The 26,014-nt window shown below is 59.3% G+C and carries 24 protein-coding genes; 15 read left to right on the plus strand and 9 right to left on the minus strand.

The window, feature by feature from the left end:
• Positions 1 to 20 precede the first annotated feature (20 nt).
• The 3 genes from ABJO75_RS04600 to ABJO75_RS04610 all read right to left on the minus strand — a co-directional run bounded on the left by ABJO75_RS04600 (position 21) and on the right by ABJO75_RS04610 (position 3,921).
• A complete protein-coding gene (locus ABJO75_RS04600) occupies positions 21 to 1,967 on the minus strand; it encodes a TonB-dependent receptor (RefSeq protein WP_348131697.1) in 1,947 nt (648 codons plus the stop codon).
• A 74-nt stretch (positions 1,968 to 2,041) separates the two neighbouring features.
• A complete protein-coding gene (locus tag ABJO75_RS04605; protein WP_348131700.1) occupies positions 2,042 to 3,091 on the minus strand; it encodes a hypothetical protein in 1,050 nt (349 codons plus the stop codon).
• Between the two features lie 212 nt (positions 3,092 to 3,303).
• On the minus strand, positions 3,304 to 3,921 hold the full coding sequence (locus tag ABJO75_RS04610) for a TetR/AcrR family transcriptional regulator (RefSeq protein ID WP_348131702.1): 618 nt from the start codon (positions 3,919 to 3,921) through the stop codon (positions 3,304 to 3,306).
• Positions 3,922 to 4,056: 135 nt separating this feature from the next.
• Here ABJO75_RS04610 and mbfA point away from each other — a divergent pair, with 135 nt between their 5' ends.
• From mbfA to ABJO75_RS04650, 8 genes are all read left to right on the plus strand, one after another.
• The gene (gene mbfA / locus ABJO75_RS04615; RefSeq protein ID WP_348131705.1) at positions 4,057 to 5,031 is read left to right on the plus strand and encodes an iron exporter MbfA; all 975 of its coding nucleotides are present in this window, start codon (positions 4,057 to 4,059) and stop codon (positions 5,029 to 5,031) included.
• Positions 5,032 to 5,072: 41 nt separating this feature from the next.
• Positions 5,073 to 6,002, plus strand: coding sequence for an AEC family transporter (locus ABJO75_RS04620; RefSeq protein WP_348131708.1), 930 nt, complete (start codon positions 5,073 to 5,075; stop codon positions 6,000 to 6,002).
• Positions 6,003 to 6,103: 101 nt separating this feature from the next.
• Positions 6,104 to 6,934 carry an S-formylglutathione hydrolase gene (fghA, locus tag ABJO75_RS04625; RefSeq protein WP_348131711.1) on the plus strand — a complete coding sequence of 277 codons (831 nt, stop codon included), beginning with the start codon at positions 6,104 to 6,106 and terminating at the stop codon, positions 6,932 to 6,934.
• A 5-nt stretch (positions 6,935 to 6,939) separates the two neighbouring features.
• Positions 6,940 to 7,407, plus strand: coding sequence for a YaiI/YqxD family protein (locus tag ABJO75_RS04630; protein WP_348131714.1), 468 nt, complete (start codon positions 6,940 to 6,942; stop codon positions 7,405 to 7,407).
• A gap of 2 nt (positions 7,408 to 7,409) precedes the next feature.
• Positions 7,410 to 8,030, plus strand: coding sequence for an HAD family phosphatase (locus ABJO75_RS04635; RefSeq protein WP_348131717.1), 621 nt, complete (start codon positions 7,410 to 7,412; stop codon positions 8,028 to 8,030).
• Positions 8,027 to 8,944: an NAD(P)-binding domain-containing protein gene (locus ABJO75_RS04640; RefSeq protein ID WP_348131719.1), complete on the plus strand. Its 918-nt coding sequence runs from the start codon at positions 8,027 to 8,029 to the stop codon at positions 8,942 to 8,944. The genes ABJO75_RS04635 and ABJO75_RS04640 overlap by 4 nt, the downstream gene beginning before the upstream one ends.
• A 109-nt stretch (positions 8,945 to 9,053) precedes the next feature.
• Entirely contained in the window at positions 9,054 to 10,013 is a 960-nt protein-coding gene (gene accD / locus ABJO75_RS04645; protein ID WP_348131722.1) for an acetyl-CoA carboxylase, carboxyltransferase subunit beta, read from the plus strand.
• Positions 10,010 to 11,284, plus strand: a complete 1,275-nt coding sequence (locus tag ABJO75_RS04650) for a folylpolyglutamate synthase/dihydrofolate synthase family protein (protein WP_348131725.1) — start codon at positions 10,010 to 10,012, stop codon at positions 11,282 to 11,284. The genes accD and ABJO75_RS04650 overlap by 4 nt, the downstream gene beginning before the upstream one ends.
• A gap of 136 nt (positions 11,285 to 11,420) precedes the next feature.
• Here ABJO75_RS04650 and zapE read toward each other — a convergent pair whose 3' ends face one another.
• On the minus strand, positions 11,421 to 12,479 hold the full coding sequence (gene zapE / locus ABJO75_RS04655; RefSeq protein ID WP_348131728.1) for a cell division protein ZapE: 1,059 nt from the start codon (positions 12,477 to 12,479) through the stop codon (positions 11,421 to 11,423).
• Between the two features lie 148 nt (positions 12,480 to 12,627).
• Between zapE and ABJO75_RS04660 the strand changes: the two genes are divergently transcribed.
• From ABJO75_RS04660 to ABJO75_RS04680, 5 genes are all read left to right on the plus strand, one after another.
• Positions 12,628 to 13,866 (plus strand): MFS transporter, encoded by a 1,239-nt coding sequence (locus ABJO75_RS04660; protein ID WP_348131731.1) that lies wholly within the window; start codon positions 12,628 to 12,630, stop codon positions 13,864 to 13,866.
• Positions 13,867 to 13,933: 67 nt separating this feature from the next.
• Positions 13,934 to 15,697 carry a dihydroxy-acid dehydratase gene (gene ilvD, locus ABJO75_RS04665; RefSeq protein WP_348131734.1) on the plus strand — a complete coding sequence of 588 codons (1,764 nt, stop codon included), beginning with the start codon at positions 13,934 to 13,936 and terminating at the stop codon, positions 15,695 to 15,697.
• 133 nt (positions 15,698 to 15,830) lie between these two features.
• Positions 15,831 to 16,592: a DUF6478 family protein gene (locus tag ABJO75_RS04670; protein ID WP_348131737.1), complete on the plus strand. Its 762-nt coding sequence runs from the start codon at positions 15,831 to 15,833 to the stop codon at positions 16,590 to 16,592.
• Between the two features lie 15 nt (positions 16,593 to 16,607).
• Entirely contained in the window at positions 16,608 to 16,997 is a 390-nt protein-coding gene (locus ABJO75_RS04675) for a hypothetical protein (RefSeq protein ID WP_348131740.1), read from the plus strand.
• Between the two features lie 173 nt (positions 16,998 to 17,170).
• Complete coding sequence (locus ABJO75_RS04680; protein WP_348131743.1) at positions 17,171 to 17,605, plus strand: glyoxalase superfamily protein; 435 nt, start codon at positions 17,171 to 17,173, stop codon at positions 17,603 to 17,605.
• A 175-nt stretch (positions 17,606 to 17,780) separates the two neighbouring features.
• Here ABJO75_RS04680 and ABJO75_RS04685 read toward each other — a convergent pair whose 3' ends face one another.
• From ABJO75_RS04685 to gpmI, 3 genes are read right to left on the minus strand one after another with little or no spacing between them, the layout of a single operon-like run.
• Complete coding sequence (locus ABJO75_RS04685; protein WP_348131746.1) at positions 17,781 to 19,121, minus strand: S41 family peptidase; 1,341 nt, start codon at positions 19,119 to 19,121, stop codon at positions 17,781 to 17,783.
• 6 nt (positions 19,122 to 19,127) lie between these two features.
• Positions 19,128 to 20,225 (minus strand): peptidoglycan DD-metalloendopeptidase family protein, encoded by a 1,098-nt coding sequence (locus ABJO75_RS04690; RefSeq protein WP_348131749.1) that lies wholly within the window; start codon positions 20,223 to 20,225, stop codon positions 19,128 to 19,130.
• Entirely contained in the window at positions 20,222 to 21,742 is a 1,521-nt protein-coding gene (gene gpmI, locus ABJO75_RS04695) for a 2,3-bisphosphoglycerate-independent phosphoglycerate mutase (protein ID WP_348131752.1), read from the minus strand. Before gpmI ends, ABJO75_RS04690 begins: the two co-directional genes overlap by 4 nt.
• A 212-nt stretch (positions 21,743 to 21,954) precedes the next feature.
• On the opposite strand from gpmI, the gene ABJO75_RS04700 reads away from it, so the two are divergent.
• A complete protein-coding gene (locus ABJO75_RS04700; protein WP_348131755.1) occupies positions 21,955 to 22,410 on the plus strand; it encodes a MarR family winged helix-turn-helix transcriptional regulator in 456 nt (151 codons plus the stop codon).
• 4 nt (positions 22,411 to 22,414) lie between these two features.
• Here the strand turns inward: ABJO75_RS04700 and doeA are convergent, their stop codons facing one another.
• Positions 22,415 to 23,593, minus strand: a complete 1,179-nt coding sequence (gene doeA, locus ABJO75_RS04705) for an ectoine hydrolase DoeA (protein WP_348131758.1) — start codon at positions 23,591 to 23,593, stop codon at positions 22,415 to 22,417.
• A 204-nt stretch (positions 23,594 to 23,797) separates the two neighbouring features.
• On the opposite strand from doeA, the gene ABJO75_RS04710 reads away from it, so the two are divergent.
• The gene (locus tag ABJO75_RS04710) at positions 23,798 to 25,168 is read left to right on the plus strand and encodes an aspartate aminotransferase family protein (RefSeq protein ID WP_348131761.1); all 1,371 of its coding nucleotides are present in this window, start codon (positions 23,798 to 23,800) and stop codon (positions 25,166 to 25,168) included.
• Here ABJO75_RS04710 and ABJO75_RS04715 read toward each other — a convergent pair.
• Positions 25,165 to 26,013 carry an ABC transporter permease gene (locus tag ABJO75_RS04715; protein ID WP_348131764.1) on the minus strand — a complete coding sequence of 283 codons (849 nt, stop codon included), beginning with the start codon at positions 26,011 to 26,013 and terminating at the stop codon, positions 25,165 to 25,167. The genes ABJO75_RS04710 and ABJO75_RS04715 overlap by 4 nt on opposite strands.
• Between the last annotated feature and the right edge of the window lies 1 nt (position 26,014).

Here is a 26,014-nt window from a genome sequence, read left to right on the forward strand (position 1 = left end):
CCTTTCTGCGGCGCCTGAACTCAGAACCGGACGATCAGAGACGCCTGTGCGTTGAACCCTGGCGACGGCTGGGTCTCGAGATGAGGGGTGTAGTTTTCGTTGAAGATGTTGTTGAGCGTAACACCAAATGTTGTCCGCTCGGAAAGCGCCTGCTGATAGAACAGATCAACGGTCTGCCAGGCGGACGTGGGAAGCGAGCCCCCCTCCTTGGTCCCGACAGTCGTCAGACGCGCACCCAGTTCACGACGCCCGTCCGGACTGCGATAGCCCGTGGTCAGGACCAACCGATCCGGTGGCACCTGGGTAAGCTCAAGCCCATCGGCGAGGTCGATCCCATCCAGCATTTGCCCGGCAAGATCACCAAAGAACACACCCGCCTGGTATGACGCTTCAAGTTCGAGACCGCGAATGCGTACATGATCGATGTTCCGGTATTGGTAATAGCCGTTGAACAAGCCTCCGACGCGGTCCAGACCGATGTAGTCCTGAGTCTTGTTGTAATAACCGGTGGCCCGAACCTGCAGGCTGTCACCGGAAGTGAACAGGTCCTGTCGGGCGTACCCGATGCCAACTTCAAAAGACCGCATGCGTTCGGGAAGCAAGTCAGGGTTTGGTCTGATCGGAAAATCGGCAGGTTCCGGGTGAACACCGTTGACCAGCGTTTCATTCAGCGATGGAAAGCGGGACGCCAGCGACATCCCGGCGTGCAATGTCACATCCGGGCTGACCGGCAGTTCCAGCGCTATCCGTGGCGACAGCGCCTCGCCGGTCACTCTGGCGTCCGGACTATCGAGTTTGTAGCTGTCTGCGCTCAACCCCAAGGTCAAAGTCGCGCGACCAATCGAAATGCGATCCTCGACGGCCAGAGACCAGATCTCGCGATTGCCCGATGGCGTCAGGGTCTCGTTCGCCGGATCATCGGTTTTGACTGTATCGCGAAATCCTTCGAAGGTGATCCCGATGTCGTGATCCGTCGTCCCGATGGCAAAGAGACGCGCACCTTCGATCAGGATACCGGTTGTGCCGGTATCATAGGATCGGTCCACTCCGGTCGGTTCCAGTTGTTCGGTCAACAACCGTTGAGACACCTGTGTCGTAATACCATAGAGCTTGCCGTTGATCGCCCAGCCGCCAAACACATCGTCCGCCTGATAGCCCAGGGAATAGCTGTCGGTGCGAAGATCGTTGTCTCGCGGAAGCCCGGAGGTGCGGCCGGTATAATAATCCATCTCCAACCGACTTGCGCTGAAGGTCAGCCGCCCGCCGTTTTCATCGGTGAACCCCAATGTTGCGAGACCGCTTTGGGTTTTCTGCCAGGCATAAACATAAGTCCCGTCTGGCGAGGTATAATCCCCCACCTCGGCGCTCGTCGCGGCAAGGGTCAGATCGGCGGCATCGCTGATCTGTCCGGCAATTGCGCCGTGCACGGTCGGCTGTTCTGACAGTGTCCCATAGCGCAGTCGAAACTCGCCGCCGACACGCCCGCCATCAACGGGCAGCAGGTCTGCGGCCTCGACCGTTCGCATCTCAAGCGCGCCACCTATCGCGCCTGCCTTGGCGCCCGGTCCACGGGAAACGGCAATCTCGCGGAGCATCTCTGTATCCACAGCGAAAGTGCCGTTGGCGTCGTGACCAGAGCGGGCAAAATTCTGGCGCATCCCGTCGACTGTGACCGCGACCCGGCCATAATCCTGAAGCCCGCGAATATTGACGGCTGTTTCTGCGCCTCCGGCAGCTCCGCCAAGGACCGTGACGCCCGGCGCACTGCGTAAAATGGTTTGCAGGTTGCTGCCCTGGAACTGCGTTTCAAGCTGGTCTTCGGTAATCTCGGTTTCGTCCCAGGCCAAGGCCTCGGGAACGTCCGCGGTCACGTCGATCGTGTCCAGAAGATAGGGCTCGACCTCCTGAGCACTGGCGGGGATCGCCAGCACAGCGCCCAGCCAGAGCAGATTTCGGGTGATTGTCATGGGAAACCGCATTGCTATCGCATGACGGGCCCTGCACCGTTAACCAGCGCACGCCCGCCATGCCTCTTTGGCGCTTAGAACAAGAAGATGTCGTCGGACAGGTCGGACAACTCCACACCGAACATGCGGATTTTTGCATCACCCGCAGAAAGTTCGGTCCAGTTGCTGGTCTCGACCGCCGCAAAGTCGCCGAGGGTCGACAAACCAAGCGAGGTAACATCTATCGTATCTTCAGCGACATCGAGATCCCTGATCACGTCGCGGGTGTTGTTGGCGACAATCTCGAATACATCGGCCCCGGCACCGCCAAACAGGCGGTCGGCCCCTTCTCCCCCCTGAAGCACATCGTCCCCTGCACCGCCGCGCAGCAGATCCCGCTGAGCGCCACCGGTCAGTTTGTCGTTACCGGCACCGCCAATCAGGAAATCCGTGCCGAGACCACCCGAGATGATGTCGTCGCCATGCCCGCCAACCAAGGTATCATCGCCGTCGCCGCCGGTCAGAGTGTCGTCGCCACGACCGCCAGACAGCTCATCTGCGAGATCAAACCCGACCAAATTGTCGTCGCCAGAGCCGCCCGTGACGTTGACCGCATATCCCGACCAGATGTCAAAGAGCGCGTCGGCGTCCGCCTCTTGAACCGCCTTGTAGAGAGCGTAGACCGGGTTCGTGGCAACATCCGTCCCGCCACCCGGCGCCACATCAAGCGAGAAGCCTTCTACGAGAAGGCCCGCATCGAAATCGGCAACGCGGCCGTCTTCGCCGGTGCCTTGTTCGCCACTGGTGATCCCCTCAGCCCATTCGCCAAAGACCAAGGCATCAACCTCGCCGGTGATCCCGTGCCCAAAGGAGGACCCATGGTGCAGGTAGTCATAGGCAATACCGGTCCCTTCAAGGATCACGGCAGAGGCCGACTGTGCACCGCTGGTATCAGTGTCATCCGTATAGCGCCCCAATACCTGAGAGCCGTTCAGATAGTAGGTTGAGCCATAAACCGAGTCCGGTGTCCCGCCATAGAAATCCATCGAGTCCCCGGTCAGGGGCTCAAAGAACTCTGCAAGATAGGTTTCCATGTCAAATCCACCTCGCAGGGTGGATGCATCAAAATTGAGAATTGTGGGCAAGGGTCCGCTCCGATCAGTCAGTAGGAATCACACATTCATGCTGACTGGCGGACCGCTCGCTCGCATCACTCGCACCGCACCTATCTTAACCTTATTATTTTTGTCAATTATTGAATTTACGTACTCTTCCAAGGGTTGTAACCTTTTGGATTATGCGATTGTCAGACCTTTTCCGCTCAATGCCGGAGGGCTGGCCGCCAACGTCCTTGCGGTCACGCCTCGTATCGCGCCAGGAATGTGTCGACCGCGCTCTTGACCACATCATCGATTTCCGACTGGCTGAATTCGGTCTGAATGCCGAACACCGCGCGCACCCACAGTTTGACCCGACACAGCTCGCAAAACTGCTCGGCGGCCATGTCGACGTCTGGAATGATCAGTTCACCCCGCGCGACCGCCTTGACGAAATAGGCGCTGAACTGCTGACGTCCCATTTCCGGGCCATTTGCATAAAATGCGCGCCCCAGTTCCGGAAAACGCTCACGTTCGGCCACGCAGATGCGAAAACACTGTTGCGCGAACGGGGACACAAAGAACGGAACCAATTGTTCAGCGGCAATCGTCAAGACCTCGCGCGGCGGCGCGGTTTCGTTGATCAAATTCAGCGCCCTGCCCGCCATGAGATTGCATTCGTTTGTCGCGACTTCCATGAACAGCAGACGCTTGTCGGGGAAATAGCTGTACAGCGTCGCCTTTGAGACACCCGCGGCCCGCGCGATATCATCGACGCTCGCCCCTTCAAAGCCGTCAGCCAGGAATACGTCGCGTGCGCCCTTGACCACCTGTTCGAATTTGCGACCGGTGCGCACGATGGCTGCTGGCTGAGTCATGAAGGCTCCGCTTGGTACATTCAGTTTCTCTAACTTAAACCAAACGGTTCAGTTTCGACAACCACCTTCCCAAGGGCGGTTGCCATTCTCGGTGTCACTTCTATGTTTAGAATGATTCTAATCAGTGAGCGCCAAATGCCGTTCTTCACCCACCGCAAACGCTTTCGCGATCTCTCTGAACAAGAGGTTCTGTCGCTTGCCATCTCATCGGAAGAGGATGACGCCCGCATCTATCGCGGATACGCCGAAACCCTGCGCGCAGATTACCCGGCGAGCGCACGGATGTTTGAGGGGATGGCAGTAGAAGAAGACCAGCATCGCGCCCGTCTGATCGACCTGCACCGGCACAGATTCGGCGATACCATTCCCCTGATCCGCCGGGAACATGTCGCCGGGTACTACGCACGCCGACCTGTCTGGCTGATGGAAAACCTTGGTCTGGATCGCATTCGCGAAGAAGCCGAGATGATGGAGCGGGATGCCGAGCGCTTTTATCTCGCCGCCGCCGCGCGGTCCACGGATGCCGACACCCGCGAACTGCTGGGCGATCTTGCCGTTGCAGAGGCCGGACATCAGGCAACCGCATTACATTTGGCCGACGAGAACCTCGACGACGACACCCGCCAGAGCGAGGATGCCACCGCACATCGGCAATTCGTGCTGACCTGGGTGCAGCCGGGACTGGCCGGGCTGATGGACGGATCTGTTTCCACTCTTGCGCCAATCTTTGCGACCGCCTTCGCAACACAGGATACCTGGACCACCTTTCTCGTCGGCGTTGCCGCCTCGGTCGGTGCGGGCATCTCGATGGGCTTTACCGAGGCAGCATCGGATGACGGTGAAATCTCCGGGCGCGGCTCGCCCATAAAACGCGGACTGGCATCCGGCGTCATGACCACCATAGGTGGGTTGGGCCATGCCCTTCCCTACCTGATCACCGACTTCTGGACCGCGACGATCATCGCCTTTGCCATAGTCTTTGTCGAACTATGGGCCATTGCCTGGATACAGAACAAATACATGCAGACGCCATTCTTTCGTGCCGCGTTTCAGGTCGTTCTGGGCGGTGCGCTGGTGCTTGGCGCGGGGATTTTGATCGGCTCGGGCTAGTGGCCCTTGCGGTGCTCCATGCTTGGCGGTACGCCTGACACATGGTCGAGATCTTTCTGAGAACCCTGCCCTTTTTTGCGATCATCGGTCTGGGTTACTGGGCTGGTCGCATTCGGTTTTTCAGCGAAGAAGCCACCGCCTATCTGACCAAGTTCGTATTCTATTTCGCGCTGTCCGCGATGATCTTTCGCTTTGCGGCAAACCTCCAACTTGCCGAGATATTCAACGCGCGGCTCGTGCTTGGCTATCTCTGTGGCACTGCTGTGGTCTATTGCATCGCCACGATCGTCGGACTGACCCGCAAGCTGGACGTTCCCACCGCCGCGATCGAGGCGCAATGCGCGGTGATCGGCAATGTCGGGTTCCTCGGGCTACCAATGTTCGTGATGCTGTTCGGCGAGGCCTCCATCGGCCCGATGATGCTGATTCTCGCGACCGATCTGATTGTGTTTTCCAGCCTGATCGTCATCCTGATCAACGGTGGGCGCGATGGCCGCCTGTCGCTGTCGATCCTGCGGACAATTGCGCTTGGCCTCGTGCGTAACCCGATGATCGTATCCATCGTTCTGGGGCTGACATGGTCGGGCCTGGAACTGCCCATCCCAGAGCCGATGAATGATTTTCTGTCGATTCTGGGCGGTGCGGCAACGCCGGGTGCGCTGTTTGCCATCGGCGCGTCGCTGGCCAGCAAATCCGCCGAACGGGTCGAGGTTGCCCTGTGGCTGACATTCTGCAAACTGATCTTGCATCCGATCTTTGTCGGGATCGCCGTACTGATCCTCTTTCCGCTCGATACCTACTCGGCAATTATCGTCGTCTCCGCCGCTGCCATGCCCGTTGCCGGAAACGTCTATATGCTCGCACAGCATTACGGCATTGCCCCGCACCGTGTGTCCGCCGCCATCCTGTTTTCCACCGCCATCAGCATCCTGACCCTGCCCACCATCATGTCGTGGATGTCCGGCGGCTAACCGGAAATCGCCTGACAAATTCGTACGCGCCCTACTGCGAGCACTGGACGGCGCAGGGCATGCCCGCTAGCTGATGCGCAACACATGTAATGGGAGCCACTATGCAAACCGTATCGGAAAACGCCTGTTTTGGCGGCACGCAAGGTGTTTACAGCCATAAATCCACCGCCTGTAGCTGCGATATGACCTTTGGTCTGTTTTTGCCCGAAGAGGCCAAGGACGGTCCGGTGCCAGTGCTCTGGTATCTCTCGGGGCTGACCTGCACCCATGAAAACGCCATGACCAAGGCGGGCGCACAGGCCTGGGCCGCAGATCATGGCATTGCGCTTGTCTTTCCCGACACCTCACCACGCGGCGACGGGGTCGCCGACCACGAGGATTATGATCTGGGCCAAGGCGCCGGTTTCTATGTCAATGCCACGCAAGAACCCTGGGCGCCGTATTTCCGGATGTGGGACTATATCGCCGACGAACTCCCGGCCTTGCTGACCGAGAATTTCGCCATCGACGGCAACCGTCAGGCGATCACCGGGCATTCCATGGGTGGCCACGGGGCGCTGACGCTGGCGATGAATCTGCCGGGGCGGTTCCGCTCGGTCTCGGCCTTTTCGCCGATCTGCAACCCGACGGGTGCGGACTGGGGGCGCAAGCAACTCGCCGCCTACCTCGGCGACGACGAAGCCCTTTGGGAACGCCACGATGCCAGCATCATGATGCGCAAATCCGGATTTGACGGTCCTGTTCTGATCGATACTGGCAGCAGCGATCAGTTCATCGACCTGTTGCGCCCCGAAACCCTGGCCGATGCCATCGCCACCCGCCACCAGCCTGCGACCTTCCGGCTGCAACCCGGTTATGACCACAGCTATTTCTTTGTGTCGTCATTTATCGAAGACCACGTCACCTTTCACGCGCAGGCACTCTGGGCCTGAGAACGTTGAGCGCGGTTTTCATCGACGCCGATGCCTGCCCGGTCAAGGCCGAGGCAGAGCGCGTTGCCACCCGCCACGGCCTGCGTCTGTTCGTCGTGTCAAACGGCGGGTTGCGCCCTTCGGCCAACCCGCTGGTGGAAACGGTGATCGTGCCCGAGGGTCCGGATGCCGCCGATATGTGGATCGCGGACCGGTGCAAAACGGGCGATGTTGTCGTCACAGGTGATATTCCGCTGGCTGCCAAATGCGTGGCAACCGGTGCGCGGGTGATCCGCCACAACGGCGAGGCGTTCACCGAGGCCAATATCGGACAGCAGCTGGCGATGCGTGACCTGATGGCCGATCTGCGTGCCGCCAATCCGCTTGGCGCGGGTGGCAGCGGCAAGGGCTTTACAAAGGCCGACCGCTCCCGTTTTCTGGACGCGCTGGAACGCGAGATCAGAGCCGCTGCCCGATCACAACAGGGATCATGAACATGCAACCAGAAGCCGTGGTTTTCGACATCGGCAATGTGCTGATCGAATGGCAGCCCGAACGGTTCTACGACGGCGAAATCGGCACCGACCGCCGTCGCGCGATGTTCAGTTCCGTCGATCTGCACGCCATGAACGACCGGGTCGACATGGGTGAGCATTTTACCGAGACAATCTATGCCACCGCCGAAGAGTATCCGGAATGGGGTCACGAAATCCGCATGTGGCACGACCGCTGGATCGAACTGGCCCGGCCGGAAATCCCCCATTCCATCCGCCTGCTACGCGCCCTGCGCAGCAAGGGCGTGCCTGTCTTTGCCCTGACCAATTTTGGCATCGAGAGCTTTGATTTTGCGGCAACGCACTATCCGTTTCTGCATGAATTTGACCGGCGTTACATCTCGGGCCACCTGAAGGTGATCAAACCGGACCCGCAAATCTATGAGATCGTTGAAACAGACAGTGGGGTCGCGCCGGGCGCGCTGCTCTTTACTGATGACCGTGCCGACAACATAGACATGGCAAACAGCCGAGGCTGGCAAACCCACCTGTTTGAAGGCCCGCAAGGCTGGTCCGATCGTCTGGTCGCGGCCGGATTGCTCACACCAACGGAGGCCGCATGACCATTCCATTCATCCCCTTTGCCGAGGGCGAAGCACAGCTTGACTGGCTGGACCTGACCGAGGCGCTTGCGCAGGGTCACGATCTGCCCAAGGCCGAGATTGGCGACACTTTCCTGTATCGTGATCCCGACACACTGTTGTCTCGTTCCGCCTGGATCGACGGCATGGGGCTCTTGGTCAAAACGGCAACGATATTTCCGCAGAATCTAGAGCGCGGCACGCCGATGGTCAACGGATCTGTCAGCGTCTACTCTGACAAGGACGGGACGATCTCGGCTCTGATCGACTTTCACCTTGTGACCAAGTGGAAAACCGTGGGCGACAGCCTGCTTGCGGCGAAACGGCTCGCACGCGCGGACAGCAAATCCATCCTGATCGTCGGAACAGGCACGGTCGGCGGCGGGCTTTGTGATGCCTTCAGAGCTGGCTTTCCGGATGCGCAGATCACACTCTGGAACCGTACCCGCGCCAAGGCCGATGCACTGGCACTTGAACAGCCCGGCGTCACGGTCGCTGATGATTTGGAACAGGCGGTGCGTACTGCGGACATCATCATCACCGCAACCATGTCCTCGACGCCCGTCATCAAAGGTGACTGGCTGCAGCCAGGCCAACACCTGAACATGATCGGGGCCTATCGCCCTGACATGCGCGAGGCAGACGATACCGCACTCCGGCGCGCGCGCCTATTCGTGGATAGTTTTGACACCACAATCGGCCATATCGGTGAAATCCAAATCCCACTGGACGAAGGCGTGATCACCCGCGACGACCTGATCGCCGATTATTATGATCTTTCGGCCTTTGCGCGACAATCCGACGACGATATCACGCTGTTCAAGAATGGCGGGGGCGCACATCTCGACCTGATGACCAGCCGATATATCCTTGACCGCTGGGAGGCGAGCCGCTGAACGATCCCTTTCCGCCGGGCTGAACGCGGTGGGTTGTGATCCCTGACCAATTGCATTTCACTGGAAGGGCGCTTATCTCAGCGCCACACTGGCCAACAGAGGCATCGCAATGAACTGGATTACCAATTACGTCCGTCCCAGGATCAACTCGATCTTTTCGCGCCGCGAAACGCCCGAGAACCTGTGGCAGAAATGCGATGAATGCGGAACCATGCTGTTTCACCGCGAATTGCGTGAACATCTGAACGTCTGCACAAGCTGTGGCCACCACATGATGATCAGCCCCCGTGAACGGTTCAAGGCGCTGTTTGACGGCGGTGTGTTTGCGGAAATCGCGGTTAAAACACCCATTGCCGATCCGCTGCAATTTCGTGACCAGAAGAAATACCCTGATCGGCTGAAGGCCGCACAACGGGACACCGGCGAAGCCGAGGCAATGCTGGCGGCCACCGGCGAAATCGGCCGCACGCCCATCGTGGCGGTTGCGCAGGATTTCAGCTTTATGGGTGGGTCCATGGGCATGTATGTCGGCAACGCAATCATCGCTGCTGCGCAAGAAGCAGTAAAACTCAAGCGGCCATTGATCCTGTTTTCATCCGCAGGCGGTGCCCGGATGCAGGAGGGTATTCTTAGCCTCATGCAGATGCCCCGGACGACAGTCGCCGTACAGATGCTGAAAGAGGCAGGCTTGCCCTATATCGTGGTGCTGGCCCATCCGACCACGGGTGGCGTGACAGCATCCTATGCCATGCTGGGTGATATCCAGATCGCCGAACCCAACGCGTTGATCTGCTTTGCCGGCCCGCGCGTGATCGAACAGACGCTCGGCGAACGCCTGCCCGACGGCTTTCAACGCGCCGAATACCTGCTGGATCACGGTATGCTCGACAGGGTCATCGCGCGCACGGACATGCGTAACGAGTTGATTATCCTCGTACGTATGTTGCTGGGCTTACCGCCCGCCGTACGCGGGGATCTGCCCGCACCCGAGCCTGAACCCGTCAGTTCGGAACCAGAACAGGACACAGCCAAGTTCGAAGCCCCAGCCGAAACGCCAGACGAGAAATGACCGCAGCCTCATCGGACATCATCCTGGAACGGATGATGGCTCTGCATCCAAAGATCATCGACCTGACATTGGATCGGATGTGGCGGTTGCTCGCGGCGCTGGATCATCCCGAGCGCAACTTGCCCGCGGTGGTTCATATCGCCGGAACCAACGGCAAGGGCTCGACACTCGCCATGATCCGGGCCGGGATCGAAGGGGCCGGGCGCACGGCCCATGCCTATACCAGCCCACATCTGGCGCGGTTTCACGAACGCATCCGCGTTACAGGAAACCTGATCAGCGAAACGGATCTAACCGCCGTTCTGGACGAATGCTACGCGGCCAATGGCGCGGACGAGATCACCTATTTCGAAATCACCACCTGCGCCGCCCTGCTCGCCTTCTCTCGGGCAAAAGCAGACTATACTTTGCTCGAAGTCGGGCTTGGCGGCCGATTGGATGCCACCAATGTGAGCGCCTCCCCAAAGGTTACGGTGATCACCCCGATTTCCATCGACCATCAACAGTACCTCGGCGAAACGTTGGAAGAAATCGCCTTTGAAAAGGCTGGGATCATAAAACCTGGCGTACCCTGCGTCGTCGCCCCGCAAGAAGACGCCGCAATGGCGATCATCGAAGACGTCGCCGCCCGGCTTGGCGCGCCGCTCCTCGCCCATGGTCAACATTGGCACATCTCCGAAGAACGCGGGCGGCTGGTCTACCAGGATGAAACCGGTCTGCGCGATCTGCCAATGCCCAATCTGATCGGACAGCACCAGATCGTGAATGCAGGCACGGCGCTTGCCGCGCTGCGCTATCTCGATCCCGGCGAAGGTGCCTGCGAGGCCGCAGTCACGGGCGCCGAATGGCCGGCGCGGATGCAGCGGCTAACCTCCGGGCCACTTTTTGACGCGGCTCCCGATGCTGAGTTATATCTTGACGGTGGCCATAACGCGGCTGCCGGTCATGCACTGGCAAAAGTCCTCGCACGCCTCCCGCAACGGCCAACACATCTGATTTGCGGCATGCTGAACACCAAGGATGTCACCGGGTACCTGCGCCCTCTTGCAGAACACGCTGAAACCTTGACGGCAGTGTCCATTCCCGGAGAGGCGAACACACTCAGTGCCGATGAGACGGCGCGCGCCGCAAACTCCATCGGGCTGACAACCACGACGGCAGGCACGGTGCGCGACGCGTTGCAAGCCATCACGGCACATACGCCGCGCGCACGGATCCTGATTTGCGGGTCGCTATACTTGGCCGGAGCCGTTTTACGCGAAAACGGCTGATCACTCCGCGCTTGGCCAACCGAGCTTTTGAATACTTGGACAAAGATGAAATCCAATTCTGCTCATTTCATCTTTGTCTAAATACTCCGGGGGAGACGCCCTACGGGCGGCGGGGGCAGCGCCCCAATCTGCGGGCTCAACTGCCCCAATCCGCGGCCTGCATCTCGCGCAGGCGGCTGGCGGTCCGCTCGAACTCAAACGTGCCTTCACCTTCGACATAGAGCATTTCAGGCTGATCCGCCGCCGAGGCGATCAGCCTGACCCGCGCCTCGTAAAGCGCATCGATCAGAGTGACGAACCGTTTCGCTTCGTTGAAGTTCTGCCTTGAGAGGCGCGGGATGTCTTCCAGAATCAGAACCCGCGTGGCCTCGGCCAATGCAAGATAGTCCGCAGGGCCTAGAGCCGCGCCGCAGAGATCGTAAAAGCTCGCCCGGGCGATCCCGTTTCGAAAGGCCGGGATCAAGACTTCGCGCTTGTTGACGACCAAAGTCAACGGGTCCGCCGGTCCACCCGCCAGATCTTCCCAGACCGATTGGATATCTGCCCGTGCCTCGGGGCCGATGGGCGTGAAATACACCTGGGTGCCTTCCAGACGGTCTTGCCGGTAGTCCGTCGGGCTGGATAGCTCGTGCACCACCAGCCGCGCCTTGATCAGTTCAATGAAGGGCAGGAACAGTTGCCTGTTCAATCCGTCTTTGTAAAGTTCGTCGGGCACCCGGTTGGAGGTGGTCACAATCACGATTCCAGCCTCGAACAGCTTTTCAAACAGGCGCCCAACAATCATTGCATCCGTGATGTCGGTGATCTGCATCTCATCAAAGGCCAGCACCCGAACCGAGTTGATCACCTCAGCCGCGGCAGGTTCCAACGCATCGCGCGCGCCTGACTTGCGCGCCTTGTGCATCGCCGCGTGAATCTCTTGCATGAACGCATGGAAATGAACCCGGCGGGCCGGAACGTCTTCCAATGACTCGACGAACAGGTCCATCAGCATCGATTTGCCCCGCCCGACACCCCCCCAGAGGTACAAGCCCTTGATAGGCTCGGGCGCCTTGCGAAACAGGCCGCGTTTCACCGGTTTGGAGAGTGCTGTCGCGATGCGTTCAAATTCAGGCATCACGGCTTCTTGCACCGGGTCCGGCCGAAGGCTGCAATCCGCAATGCGCGCGGCGTAGATGTCGGAGACACGGGTCATGCGCCACGCATATCGCGCCGATGCGGCGTTGAAAAGCAGGATGACCCCCGACAGCACATCAGTGAATGTGATGTGACGCCTCAAAAATCCTGAATTGCAGTTACAACGATTTTCGTTAGGTTTCCGCATTGCGCCGCAGGAGCACCGCATGAGTCAGAAAATGCCCTTGTTTACCTCCGTCCTCCTCGTGGGGTGTGCGATCATTCTGGTCAGTTTCGCGATCCGGGGATCATACGGCGTGTTCCAGATTCCGATTGCCGAGGAATTCGGCTGGCTCCGGGCCGAATTTTCGCTGGCTATCGCGATTCAGAACCTCGCCTGGGGGATCGGTCAGCCGGTTTTCGGCGCGTTGGCGGAAAAGATCGGCGACAGAAAATCCATTATCATCGGGGCGTTGGTCTATGCTGTAGGGCTGTTACTCTCGGCGCAATCGGTCACACCGCTCGAACACCAGGCTTATTCGTGGCTCGTCGGGTTTGGCATTGCGGGAACTGGATTTGGCGTGATCCTCGCGGTGGTGGCACGCGCGGCGAGCGATGAAAACCGCTCCATGTCGCTCGCCATCGTGACCGCCGCAGGCAGCGGAGGGCAGATCGTTGGCCCGCCGCTTGTTGAATGGATGCTTGGTTTCATGGCGTGGCAGCAGATTTTTGTAGTCTTTGCGGCCGCCATCCTTGCAATGATCCTTACGCTGCCCTTCATGCGCGCACCGGCCCGGTCAGGCGGGATGGACTCCGATCAGCGCATGGGGCAGGCCCTTGGCCAAGCGTTTCGTGATCCAACGTATCTCATGATCTTCATGGGATTTTTCAGCTGTGGCTATCAGCTGGGTTTTATCACTGCCCACTTCCCCGCCTTTGTGACGGAGCTTTGCGGCCCGATCCAACCCGGTGGCGTGCTGCACGGCATCGGCATCAGCAGCACCTCGGCGCTTGGGGCCATCGCGATTTCGCTGATCGGGGCCGCAAATGTTGCGGGCACTCTCATCGCGGGCTGGGCCGGGAGCCGATATTCCAAGAAATACCTTCTGGCGGCGATCTATACGGGGCGTACAGTAATTTCCGCGCTCTTCATCCTGCTGCCGATCACGCCGCTGTCGGTCATCCTGTTCTCGGTCGGGATGGGTTCGCTCTGGCTTGCCACCGTGCCGCTGACTTCGGGGCTGGTCGCGCAGATTTATGGGCTGCGCTATATGGGCACCCTCTACGGCATCATCTTCTTCAGTCACCAACTCGGCAGCTTTCTCGGCGTCTGGCTGGGCGGGCGCATGTACGACATCTATGGCGACTATACGATGGTCTGGTGGATCGGCATCGCCGTCGGCGCGTTCAGTGCGATTGTGCACCTGCCCATCCGCGAACGCCCGATAGCACAGGCTGCGGCCTAGCTTCACTCTTGTACCTCGCCAAGAGCGCCGCTATTCCCGATCTCAGCTAGTTTTCCGGAGGCCCGCCATGCTCAAGCGTAAGTTCGACAAGACCAACCTGCCCAGCCGTCACGTGACCGAAGGCCCGGAGCGCGCGCCGCACCGGTCCTATCTCTATGCGATGGGCATCAGCGAAGAAGATATTCATCAGCCGCTGGTTGGCGTCGCAACCTGCTGGAACGAAGCCGCGCCCTGTAACATTTCGCTGAACCGTCAGGCTCAGGCGGTCAAGCTGGGCGTCAAGGCCGCTGCTGGCACGCCGCGCGAATTCACCACCATCACCGTGACTGACGGCATCGCCATGGGCCACGAAGGCATGCGTAGTTCGTTGGCCAGCCGAGAGGCGATCGCCGATACCGTCGAACTGACCATGCGCGGGCATTGCTATGACGCGCTGGTTGGGCTCGCTGGATGTGACAAATCCTTGCCGGGCATGATGATGGCGATGGTTCGTCTGAACACGCCATCGGTGTTCATCTATGGCGGCTCGATCCTTCCGGGCAAAGCCCCACAGGTCAGCGAAATTCCCGAGGATTTCCGCACCCGCGATCTTACTGTGCAGGACATGTTCGAGGCGGTTGGCCGCCACCAGAATGGCAGCATGTCCGATGCCGCCCTTGATATGCTGGAACGGGTGGCCTGCCCCTCGGCAGGTGCCTGTGGCGGGCAGTTTACCGCGAATACTATGGCCTGCGTATCCGAAGCGATCGGTCTGGCGCTGATGAACAGTTCGGGCATGCCCGCGCCGTACGAAAGCCGCGATCAATTTGCCGAAGCGTCCGGTCAGGCTGTTATGAACCTGTTGGAAAAGAACATCCGCGCGCGTGATGTGGTGACCCGGCAATCGCTGGAAAATGCCGCCCGCGTCGTGGCCTGCACCGGTGGGTCGACCAATGCCGGGCTGCACCTGCCCGCCATCGCGCATGAGGCCGGTATCGATTTCTTCCTGCAGGATGTCTGCGACATTTTCCGTGACACACCTTATTTCGTCGATCTGAAGCCTGGCGGCACCTATGTCGCCAAGGATCTTTATGACGCGGGCGGTATCCCGGTCGTGATGAAGGAACTCCGCAAAGCGGGGCTGATCCACGAGGACTGCATGACCGCGACAGGCCGTTCGATCGGCGAAGAACTGGACCAGATTGGTCGCGAAGCAGATGGCAAGGTGATCTATCCTATCGACAACCCGTTGACCAAGACCGGCGGCGTTGTCGGCCTCAAGGGCAACCTCGCCCCCGAGGGCGCGATCGTCAAAGTTGCTGGCATCCCATCAAACCACCAGCGGTTCGTCGGCCCTGCCCGTGTTTTCGAATGCGAAGAAGACGCGTTTGAAGCGGTCAAGGCACGCGGCTATGAGGAAGGCGAAGTCATCGTGATCCGCAACGAAGGCCCCGCCGGCGGCCCCGGCATGCGCGAAATGCTGTCCACCACTGCCGCCCTGTCCGGTCAGGGCATGGGCAAGAAAGTGGCGCTGATCACCGATGGTCGTTTCTCAGGCGCGACTCGTGGGTTCTGTGTCGGCCATGTCGGCCCCGAGGCAGCCCAAGGCGGCCCCATCGCGTTGATCAAGACCGGTGACATCATCACCATTGATGCGCCAAACGGCGAGATCAGTGTCGATCTGACCGATGAGCAGTTCGAAGAACGCAAGGCCGAGTGGAAAGGCCCGCGCGAAACGATCTATGCCTCCGGCGCGCTCTGGAAATACGCCCAGCTTGTCGGCGCGACCTACAAGGGGGCGGTCACGCATCCCGGTGGCGACGCCGAAAAACACATCTATATGGACCTTTGACAGCTTGCCCGGGCAGGACCACTGCCCGGGCAAACCTCCTGAGTTGTTGTCACGGCACGATTGCCGGTTTATCCCATTGCAACGATTTCGTTAAATAGTGGCCAAGGAGAGGAACTTGGCGGCAGATAGAAGAATGAACAAACTGGTGGGGCGCCTGTTCCACGCACGGGTTCGCCGCCGTTGGCGCCGTGTCGCAGATGCAGCTGAGCAAACCGACCTGACGGCATTGAGACAGCAGCGCAACGAGGCGCGCAAACTGTCTACCGAACTTGATCGCCTGATCCACGTGGCAGATGGGCGGCTTGCCCTGCCCAAGCTGGGGTCATCTTCCTTTCCGCGTCCACATGGCACCGATTGGGCCTGGCGTCCGCAACTGTGGTGTGGTCCGCTGCCCCGCCCCGGCCTGAGTTCGGCTCCCAGTGAGTCCACCCTGGGGGAAGAGGTGCAGGTGTTTCACGACTGCAATGCATCCGAAGTGACCCTGCGCCAGTTGCGCAACAAGCGTGTGCAGGATCTTGCGCCGTTTGGATTGCGGTTGGACGTGTTCAAATTTGATGGCTCGTTCCTGTCATTGGCGATCAATCTGCCATCCGATGCTGCCGTGGGCTTGGGCCGCGACCATATCCTTCGCGCCGAAACCATCCTTGAGGTCGAAACACAGCTGGAAATCTATGCCCGACTGAACATCCAGAACGGACCGAACACCGAGCAGATCATCCGCAAGTTACCCGAACAGGATCAGACCATTCGCGTCGATTTTGATATTTCCGATACTCGTATCAATGAAAAGAGGATCGAGAAAATCTGGCTTGATCTGATCTTTGATGCGCCCGACATGAATCAGGTGATCCTGCGCGATCTGACCTTTGCCCGCCACCGCCGCGCCGCCCTATAACGAGAAAGTTCCGAGATGAGTGAACTGACCCTGACCAAGATCAGACTGGCACATGGCCGATGGGAAGGCCGCGTGTCCGGGCCTGTGAGCAGTGCCAAGCCGGACATCCAGGTCCGGCATCTCGATCAGCTTGTAGACGAGGTTGAACTGACCGAAGGGTCAAATCCAGGACAATGGGATATTGTAATCACCGTCCCGATCTGGGCTTTGAGTGATGGTATCCAGACCTTTGTGGTTCTGGATGGGCGCAATGACACCAAACTCGGAGAGTTCACGCTGATCGCCGGTGATGCCGCGGCGGATAACCTACGGGCCGAGGTCGATCTGTTGCGCGCAGAACTCGATATGCTGAAACGCGCGTTCCGCCGACACTGCCGAGACACCAGCGCACCGCACGGGGGTTGACGTCGCAGGATCGCATCCCTATCTGCCGCTCAGGGTGATGAGCCCCTGCCGCTCGCAGGCTATGCCACGGTGAAGCTCATCTGACGATCGACACTCCGCTCTTCTTTTTGCGGTACGTTGGCAATGCGAGCACCCAACCGGTTTTCCGCATCAGGAAAGGAACGAGGTGAGATATGTCCATGCCCATTATGTCGCTGGATGATCTGAAATCACAGGCGCGGTCCCTGCGTCAGGCACTGACTGCTACCGGACACACGGTTTCCCACAGTCAATCGTTGGAGCTTTTGGCCCGGCAGATGGGTCATCGCGACTGGAACACGCTGCACGCAACGGTCGGCAATACACAGCCCAGCCCCTATCAATTGGGTCAAAAGATCAGGGGGACCTATCTGGGCCAGCGCTTTACCGGCGAAATCATCGGTTTGCGGGAAATGGCTGACGGCGCGCGCTATCACGTGACGTTGCGCTTTGATGCGCCTGTCGATGTGATCCGCTTTGAAAGCATGACCAACCTGCGCTCGCAGATCACTGCGATTGTCGATCGCAGGGGGGTTACTGCGGAAAAGACATCGGATGGCCAACCACATCTGGTGTTGGACAGGTCCTAAAGGCAACACCTGTCTCAATAAGAAAGGCCGCGCAATTCCAGCGCGGCCTTGTCTTTTCTAACGCCCGAGGGCCTGTTGGGTTTCGCCGTTGACTTGGCACATTGCCCACCATCTAACGCGTTGAACTCTGTGAATTCAGGCCGCGTTAGATGTTTCAGGTTCAAGCCGAGGTGCTTTAGTCGTTCGGCCCCAGTGCCGACAGGCCCTTGAGGATGTCGATAGCGTAGGCCAACTGGTAATCCTCTTCGCGCAATTCAGCGGATTTCTCGGCCTTTTCGCGGTCCTCCTCGATCTGACGAATCTCATCTTCAGACAGGCTGTCATTGTTCAAGCGTCCACGCAGATCGGCCTCGGAACGGATGAGCGCCGTAGCATTGGACTCCTCGTCTTCTTCGGTTTCAGGTTTGCGGCGCGGCTGTGCCACAACGATATCCGGTGATACACCAAGCGCCTGAATTGACCGGCCCGATGGCGTGTAATACCGCGCCGTGGTCAGGCGCATTGCCCCATCCCCGCGCAGCGGCATCACGGTCTGAACCGATCCCTTGCCAAAGCTCTTGGTACCGACAACGATGGCCCGGCGATGATCCTGCAAAGCTCCGGCCACAATCTCAGAGGCAGATGCAGACCCGCTGTTGATCAGGACCACCATCGGCTTGCCCTCGATCAGATCACCTGCCGTCGCATTGAACCGTTCGCCATCGGCGACATTGCGGCCACGGGTGCTGACAATCTCGCCTTCGTCCAGAAACGCATCGGATACCGAGATTGCCTGAGTCAGCAGCCCGCCCGGATTGTTGCGCAGATCCAGAACCAGACCATTGATATTATCCAGACCGCCAGCGGCCTCGATCTGTTCTTTCAGACCAGCTTCGAGGTTTGGCGTGGTTTGATCGTTGAATGTCGTGACACGCAGAACGATGCTCTCGCCCTCGCTCCGAGTGCGCACGGCGGTCAATTTGATGGTATCCCGGATGATCGACACGTCGAACGGTTCGGTTTCGCCCTCACGTACCACGGTGATCACGATTTCCGAGCCAACCGGCCCGCGCATCATATCGACCGCCTTGTCCAGCGTCAGGCCCAGCAGGCTTTCACCATCCACGTGTGTGATAAAATCGCCCGCTTCCATACCGGCCTCAGCCGCAGGGGTGTCATCGATTGGCGACACGACTTTGACAAAGCCTTCTTCCTGCGTAACCTCAATGCCCAGCCCGCCAAATTCGCCACGGGTCTGCACCCGCATCTGTGTCGCATCGTCTGGCGACAAATAACTGGAATGCGGGTCCAGCGAGGTCAGCATGCCATCAATTGCGGCCTCGATCAGTTCGGCCTCATCGACGTCTTCGACATATTGTGCGCGGATACGCTCAAAGATATCCCCAAACAGATCGAGCTGCTCATACACGTTGGCAGTTCGTTCGCTTTCCTGTGCCACCAGCGGGCCAGCGATCTGTGTTGTTGCCACGACCCCCGCAAGCGTGCCGCCCAAGGCAGCCATCACGAATTTCTTCATGTTCGATTATCCATCCTTATCGGTTCGGAACCACGTCTCCGGATCCACCGGCCGCCCGCTCTCTCTGATTTCCATATAGAGCGTTTCTGACTGCGGCGCACCAGTACCATCACCGCTTAGTGACAGAATTGTGCCGATTTCCGGGGCATTTCCCCCCATAAACCCCACAGGTGTACCCGCCGGGATCACGTCTCCGGTGCGGCCGAACACGTCTTCCATCCCTGCAAGAACCAGCAAGAGGTCTTGCTGAGGCTCCAGTATCACCACGTTTCCCATGTCCAGCAAGGGACCGTGATACCGGATCGTTGCGGAACTGGGGGAGGTCACCAAGGCTCTCGGGCGGGTTGCCACGGTGATGCCAGCATCAGTTTGATCCTGCACAGTGCCTTGCACCGGCAAATCCAACGCTCCTTTTCGTCCGCTCACATCACCTGTGGACGGTCGCATTGGCTGTGCCGATATCTGGGACAGTTCACTGGTGAATCCGTCCAATGTTTCGACAGACGAAATCAGAATCGCCGTTCTGACCGGGTCTTCCTGAAACCGCTGTGACAGATCTGTACGTGTTTCAACCGCAGCGCCCAACGCCAACCGCGCCTGCTCTGCACCCGCCAACGCGTCCTGTAACACGCCCGTCGCCTGCGACCGAGCGGCTTGCAGGTTTTGCAATTCATCCAGGGCGGTGCGCAATTCTGCCGCCTGCTCCTGCAAGGCGGGTTTCATTTCGGCCATCATGATTTGCGCCCGCGCGGCGCCAACCGGCCCTGCCGGATGCATCACTGCAATTACTGGCGGAGCGTTTTGGGCCGCCTGCAGCGCCATCAGGAACCGCGCGATTTCTGCCTCTCGCAGAACCAGCGTCTGGTTCAACTGCGCCTCACGCGTGGCCGCAGACCGCAGCCCGTCACCGATGGCATCCAACCCCGCCTCGTAGGCATGGATTGTTCTGGTCAGTGCGTTTATCGGATCCTGCGCTGTCTCTGCCGCGATCAGGGACGCATTCGCTGCTTGCAGTTGTTCGATTGCTGCCGTGGCCGGATCAGTCTGCACCGCCGCAGCAGTGCCGCAGATCAGACCCACGCAGATAGCAAGGCGCAGGATCATCTGAGCAGGCTCTTGCCGGTCATCTCCGGCGGCTGCGGCAACGCCATCAGATCAAGAAGCGTTGGCGCAAGATCGGACAATCGCCCACCTTCGCGCAAGACAGCTCCGTCAGGCCCGTTGACCAACGCAACCGGCACCGGGTTGAGCGTATGTGCCGTATGCGGCCCACCGCTGACCGGATCAACCATCACTTCGCAATTGCCATGATCTGCCGTCACAATCATTGCTCCGCCTACCTCGCGCAAGGCATCGACCACACGGCACAACCCCTGATCAACCGCTTCGCAGGCTTTGATCGCCGCGCCAAGATCACCGGTATGCCCGACCATGTCCGGATTGGCGTAGTTGGTGACAATCAGGTCATATCCCGCGTGGATCGCCTCGACGAACTTGTCGGTCACTTCGCTTGCCGACATTTCAGGTTGCAGATCATAGGTCGCGACCTTTGGCGATTTAGGCATGAACCGATCCTCGCCTTCTTCAGGTTGTTCTTTGCCACCGTTCAGAAAGAAGGTGACATGAGGATATTTTTCAGTCTCTGCGAGTCGAAACTGCCGCTTGCCCTGTGCCGCAACCCAGGCCCCCAGCGTGTTCACGATCTCTGCCTTCGGATAGGCGGTTGTCATATAGGTGGAATGCCTGTCGGAATAGCCGACCATGCCCAGAAAAGCGGCCAGTTTTGGTCGCGCGCCAGTATCGAAATCATCGAAATCAGGCTGTCCGATTGCCGCCAGAATCTCGCGGGCGCGGTCGGCGCGGAAATTGAGACAGAAAACACCGTCCCCATCCTGAATTCCGGTATATCCATCAATCACGGTGGGGGTGACAAATTCATCGGTTTCGCCGCGCCCGTAGGCGTCGGCAACCGCTGCCTCTGCGGTCCGAGCGGCAGTACCCTGCCCACGAACCATGGCGTTATAGGATTGGCTGACCCGTTCCCAGCGATTGTCGCGATCCATGGCGAAATAGCGCCCCGAAACGGTGACAATCCGCACCGCGCCGGGCAATTTTTCTGTAAGTGTTCGCAGATAGCCTTCGGTGGATTTGGGGGCCACATCGCGCCCATCGGTGATCGCGTGCAGCGCGACAGGTACGCCAGCCTCGGAAATCGCCTTGGCCGCTGCGATGATATGGTTCATGTGGCCGTGCACCCCACCATCCGACACCACCCCCAACAGATGAGCGGTGCCGCCACTGTCCTTCAACGCCGCGATAAATGACAGCAGCGCATCGTTCCGGAAGAAACTTCCGTCTTCGATCGCCAGATCAATCTGCCCAAGATCCATCGCAACCACCCGACCGGCCCCGATATTGGTATGGCCAACTTCAGAGTTGCCCATCTGCCCGCTGGGCAGGCCCACATCCGGCCCGTGTGTCGTCAGCGTCGCATGCGGTCCGTCCTGCATGATTGCATCAAATGTTGGCGTATTCGCAAGATGCGGCGCGTTGGCGTCCGTCTGATCCGAAAGCCCCCAACCATCAAGGATACATAACACAACGGGTTTAGGGGCAGACATGATTTCGCTCCGACGATCTGGACATGTCGCCTTCTAGCGCCTGCTTTCATCAGGGTGAACCGGTATTAGGCGCGTTATACCTGCAAAACAGCCAGAATCCGCCTTTGCCGCGGCGTGGAGCCGCTGATTGCGACGATACCAGCCCGCACTTGCAGTTGGCACCCGCATGGTTATGTTCGCAACAGTTTCAATCGCAACAAGAAAGGCACCCGATGGGGCTGACACTCAGCGAATTCCTGCCGTACCGGCTGAACTGCCTGTCCGAGGCGATCAGTCAGGAAATCAGACCGATCTATCGCGACCATTTTGGTCTCAATCGCCCGGAGTGGCGAGTGCTGGTTGCGCTTGCCGATCTTGGCACCGCCACCGCCAAGGATGTCGGCACGCATAGCGCCCAGCACAAGACGCGGATCAGCCGGGCGGTCCATGCGCTTGAGAAACGTCGCTGGCTGACCCGCGAGCCTGATCCCAACGACCGACGCTCTGAAATGTTGACACTGACGGCCGCCGGTCATCGTGCCTATTGTGATCTTGTCGGCCCAATGCGAGACAGAGAGGCGCGCATTCTCGACCGGCTCAGCCCCGAGGACCGCGAAGCCCTTGGCGACGCACTCGGCGCGTTGGAAACCGCACTGGGCCTTTCGTCGCCCAAGCCGCCTGCGCGGTAAGTGGTTATTTCACGAACAAGGCCCGTCGGGTGGTGCAGAAACAGTCATACCCATCCTCGGTGATCAGAATGGGTTCGGTGATTTCAAGACCACCATCCTCAAGCCACAAGGCCGGCATGAAATGGAACGTCATGCCCGGCTCAAGCACGGTCATGTCGCCGCGTCGGAACGAAATCGTGCGTTCCCCCCAGTCCGGCGGATAGCTGATGCCAATGGCATAGCCACAGCGACTGTCCTTGGTAAACCCGGCCTTGTTCAGCGTCGCGTTAAAGGCATTGGCAATATCCTCGGCACGGTTGCCGGGGCGGGCCTGCTCCAACCCGGCCTCGATCGCATCAAGGACCGCCGCCTCAGCATCACGGTATTTTTGAGGAACCTCACCAAAGAACAGAGTGCGCGATTGCGGGCATTGATACCGGCGATGCGCGCCTGCGATCTCAAAAAACGTGGCCTCGCCCGTCACCATCGGACGATCATCCCATGTCAGATGTGGAGCGGTGGCATCCATGCCCGAGGGCGCCATCGGTACAATTGCCGGGTAATCGCCCCAATATCCATCGGCCCCACGAATACCCGCCGCGTAAATTTCGGCCACGAGATCGTTCTTGCGCATGCCCGGCTCGGCGACTTCGAGGATGTGCTCGTGCATCGCCTCGACGATCCGGGCCGCCCGCTGCATGTATTCGACCTCGCGCTCGGATTTCACCGCCCGCTGCCAGTTGACCAGACCAGTGGCATCCTGAAACGAGACCTCGGGCAGGCAACGTTCAAGCGTGCGATGCGCGGCAGCCGAATAATAGTAGTTGTCCATCTCGACACCAATCCGCGCCTTGGCCAGCCCAAGTTCGCTGAGCAACCGCGACAGATCTTCCATTGGATGCTTTTCCGGGTTCTGCACGTAGGTATCGTCGTACCCACGGATACAATCATCCTCCATGAACACGGTACGGCGCGCGCCCAGTGCGTCCATGCCCCGACCCCACCAGACCGGCTCGCCTTCTTGTGTCAGGATCACGCACTGATAGACATAAAACGACCAACCATCATAGCCCGACAGCCACGACATGTTGGACGGATCGCTGACCACGATGGCGTCAAGCCCAAGCACTGTCATCTTGGCGCGGGTCTTGTCGATGCGGCGCAGGTATTCCCCAGTGGTAAAGTTTGACTCAAACGTCGTCATGCGCGGTTTCCTAAATCTCGTCAGTGGGCTGCCGATGACCGTCGGCGTGATTATTCATCCCGTCAAGCCTGCGACCGACACATCCGGTGGAATTGCGAACCTTGTTTCGCTTCGCTCTGCCGACCGGATTGCACCGGCAGGCTTCAGCCCCTAACACTTGCCACATACCATCCGGACCGACGCAATACCCGAAAAGGACAAATCATGCTCAAGAACGACCTGCTGGAACAATGGGACCGCGAGACTTTCTTTCATCCCTCGACCCATCTTGCCCAACATGCACGCGGCGAAACACCGACGCGGGTCGTAACCGGAGGCGAGGGGTGTCACATCACCGACCGCGAGGGTAACCGCCTGCTTGATGCCTTTGCCGGGCTTTACTGCGTCAACGTCGGCTATGGGCGGCCCGAGATTGCCGAAGCCATTGCCGAGCAGGCGCGCGAACTGGCATATTACCATGCCTACGTTGGGCATGGCACCGAAGCATCAATCACGTTGGCAAAGATGATCCTTGATCGCGCGCCCAAGGGGATGAGCAAAGTCTATTTCGGCCTGTCCGGATCAGATGCAAATGAAACCAACGTTAAGCTGATCTGGTATTACAACAACATCCTCGGACGGCCTGAGAAAAAGAAGATCATCAGCCGCTGGCGCGGCTATCACGGCTCGGGCCTGATGACCGGATCGCTGACCGGGCTGGAGCTGTTTCACAAGAAATTCGACCTGCCGCTGGCGCAGGTGATCCACACCGATGCGCCCTATTACTATCGTCGCCCCGATGCCGCGATGGATGAGGCAGCATTCACCGCACATCTGGTTGCCGAGCTTGAGGCATTGATCGAAGAGGAAGGGGCCGACACCATCGCCGCCTTTATCGGCGAACCGGTTCTGGGCACGGGCGGCATCGTCCCCCCGCCCGCAGGCTATTGGCCAGCGGTGCGCAAGGTTCTGGACAAGCACGACATACTGCTGGTCGCGGACGAGGTTGTGACTGGCTTTGGTCGACTGGGCAGCATGTTCGGCTCAGACCATTACGACATTCAGCCCGACCTGATCACCATCGCAAAGGGCCTGACGTCTGCTTATGCACCGCTGTCCGGGTCCATCGTCGGCGACAAGATGTGGAAAGTTCTGGAACAGGGGACCGATGAAAACGGTCCTATCGGCCACGGCTGGACCTATTCGGCACACCCCATCGGGGCGGCTGCCGGGGTGGCCAACCTCAAGCTGCTGGATGATCTCAACCTGATCGCCAATGCCGGTGATACCGGTGCTTATCTGAACCAGCAGATGCGCGACGCGCTGGCTGATCATCCGAATGTGGGCGAGATTCGAGGCGAGGGTATGCTTTGCGCCGTCGAACTGGTCGAAGACCGCGACAGCCGCACGTTCTTTGATCCGGCACGCAAGGTCGGCCCTTCGGTGTCTGCTGCGATGGCCAGCCGCAACGTGATTGCCCGCGCGATGCCGCAAGGCGACATCATCGGTTTTGCCCCACCCTTTTGCCTGACGCGCGAAGAGGCGGATACCATCGTGGCCACGACCGTCGAAGCCGTGGCCGAAGTGCTTGGTTAACGCCTTTGGAACGCGATCATCACCAGCGCCAACAGGGATGAGCCGAACATCAACAATAGCGACACCGCATTCAGCAGCGGTGTCGACCCTTCCTTGAGCCGGTCAAACATGGTGATGGTCAGCGGCGCGTCGGACCCGACCAGCATCAGCGTCGTGTTGAAGTTCTCAAAGCTCATCAGGAACGCGACCACCCCGGCGCCGATAAGCGCAGGCATCAGATAGGGGATCGTGATTGTGCGCACCGCGGTCAGCCGATCCGCGCCAAGGTTCAGCGCCGCCTCTTCGAGCGTTTGATCGAACTTCTGCAACCGCGCGGAAATCACCAGAGTGGAAATCGTGGTGACAAAGGAAAACTGCCCCAACACCACCAGGACTAGGCCGGGCCGCAGGATTTCAGCGTCGTATCCCACCTGATCCCACAGGCTGTTTGCCACTGTCGAGGAAAACACCAGAATTGAAATCCCGAGAACGATCCCCGGAATGACCAGCGGCAGCAACATCAAAACATAGAGCACGCCCCTGCCCCGGAACTGATACCGGTTGAACAGGAACGCATTGGCAGTACCGACAGCAACCGACAGCGCTGCCACGCAGACGCCGACAATGGTCGATGTGCCGATGGATCGCAGAATGCTGCGGTCGTGAAACACGCCGATCATCGGGCGTTCGTCGCCAAAGAACCAGTTCCAGGTAAATCCCTGCCACGGAAGTGACGGGAACTGGCTATCGTTGAAGGCGAAAGCCGCCACCACCACCAACGGCAGTGCGAGATAGATAAAGAACAGCGCGATATAGGCGTTGTAGATCAGCCGTACGGCGCGGGATTGCGGAATTGAGGGTATCATC

This window comes from Sedimentitalea sp. (genome assembly GCF_039973035.1).
GTDB lineage: Bacteria > Pseudomonadota > Alphaproteobacteria > Rhodobacterales > Rhodobacteraceae > Sedimentitalea.

Bases quoted from the DNA above. Each gene is read 5' to 3' on its own strand.
- ABJO75_RS04620 (WP_348131708.1), top strand. From the start codon at position 5,073: ATGGTCGAGATCTTTCTGAGAACCCTGCCCTTTTTTGCGATCATCGGT.
- zapE (WP_348131728.1), bottom strand. From the start codon at position 12,479: ATGACCCGTGTCTCCGACATCTACGCCGCGCGCATTGCGGATTGCAGC.
- ABJO75_RS04635 (WP_348131717.1), top strand. From the start codon at position 7,410: ATGCAACCAGAAGCCGTGGTTTTCGACATCGGCAATGTGCTGATCGAA.
- ABJO75_RS04675 (WP_348131740.1), top strand. From the start codon at position 16,608: ATGAGTGAACTGACCCTGACCAAGATCAGACTGGCACATGGCCGATGG.
- ABJO75_RS04700 (WP_348131755.1), top strand. From the start codon at position 21,955: ATGGGGCTGACACTCAGCGAATTCCTGCCGTACCGGCTGAACTGCCTG.
- ABJO75_RS04680 (WP_348131743.1), top strand. From the start codon at position 17,171: ATGTCCATGCCCATTATGTCGCTGGATGATCTGAAATCACAGGCGCGG.
- ABJO75_RS04670 (WP_348131737.1), top strand. From the start codon at position 15,831: ATGAACAAACTGGTGGGGCGCCTGTTCCACGCACGGGTTCGCCGCCGT.
- mbfA (WP_348131705.1), top strand. From the start codon at position 4,057: ATGCCGTTCTTCACCCACCGCAAACGCTTTCGCGATCTCTCTGAACAA.
- ABJO75_RS04715 (WP_348131764.1), bottom strand. From the start codon at position 26,013: ATGATACCCTCAATTCCGCAATCCCGCGCCGTACGGCTGATCTACAAC.
- ABJO75_RS04710 (WP_348131761.1), top strand. From the start codon at position 23,798: ATGCTCAAGAACGACCTGCTGGAACAATGGGACCGCGAGACTTTCTTT.
- ilvD (WP_348131734.1), top strand. From the start codon at position 13,934: ATGCTCAAGCGTAAGTTCGACAAGACCAACCTGCCCAGCCGTCACGTG.
- ABJO75_RS04600 (WP_348131697.1), bottom strand. From the start codon at position 1,967: ATGACAATCACCCGAAATCTGCTCTGGCTGGGCGCTGTGCTGGCGATC.
- ABJO75_RS04610 (WP_348131702.1), bottom strand. From the start codon at position 3,921: ATGACTCAGCCAGCAGCCATCGTGCGCACCGGTCGCAAATTCGAACAG.
- doeA (WP_348131758.1), bottom strand. From the start codon at position 23,593: ATGACGACGTTTGAGTCAAACTTTACCACTGGGGAATACCTGCGCCGC.
- accD (WP_348131722.1), top strand. From the start codon at position 9,054: ATGAACTGGATTACCAATTACGTCCGTCCCAGGATCAACTCGATCTTT.
- gpmI (WP_348131752.1), bottom strand. From the start codon at position 21,742: ATGTCTGCCCCTAAACCCGTTGTGTTATGTATCCTTGATGGTTGGGGG.
- ABJO75_RS04690 (WP_348131749.1), bottom strand. From the start codon at position 20,225: ATGATCCTGCGCCTTGCTATCTGCGTGGGTCTGATCTGCGGCACTGCT.
- ABJO75_RS04660 (WP_348131731.1), top strand. From the start codon at position 12,628: ATGAGTCAGAAAATGCCCTTGTTTACCTCCGTCCTCCTCGTGGGGTGT.
- ABJO75_RS04685 (WP_348131746.1), bottom strand. From the start codon at position 19,121: ATGAAGAAATTCGTGATGGCTGCCTTGGGCGGCACGCTTGCGGGGGTC.
- ABJO75_RS04650 (WP_348131725.1), top strand. From the start codon at position 10,010: ATGACCGCAGCCTCATCGGACATCATCCTGGAACGGATGATGGCTCTG.
- ABJO75_RS04640 (WP_348131719.1), top strand. From the start codon at position 8,027: ATGACCATTCCATTCATCCCCTTTGCCGAGGGCGAAGCACAGCTTGAC.
- fghA (WP_348131711.1), top strand. From the start codon at position 6,104: ATGCAAACCGTATCGGAAAACGCCTGTTTTGGCGGCACGCAAGGTGTT.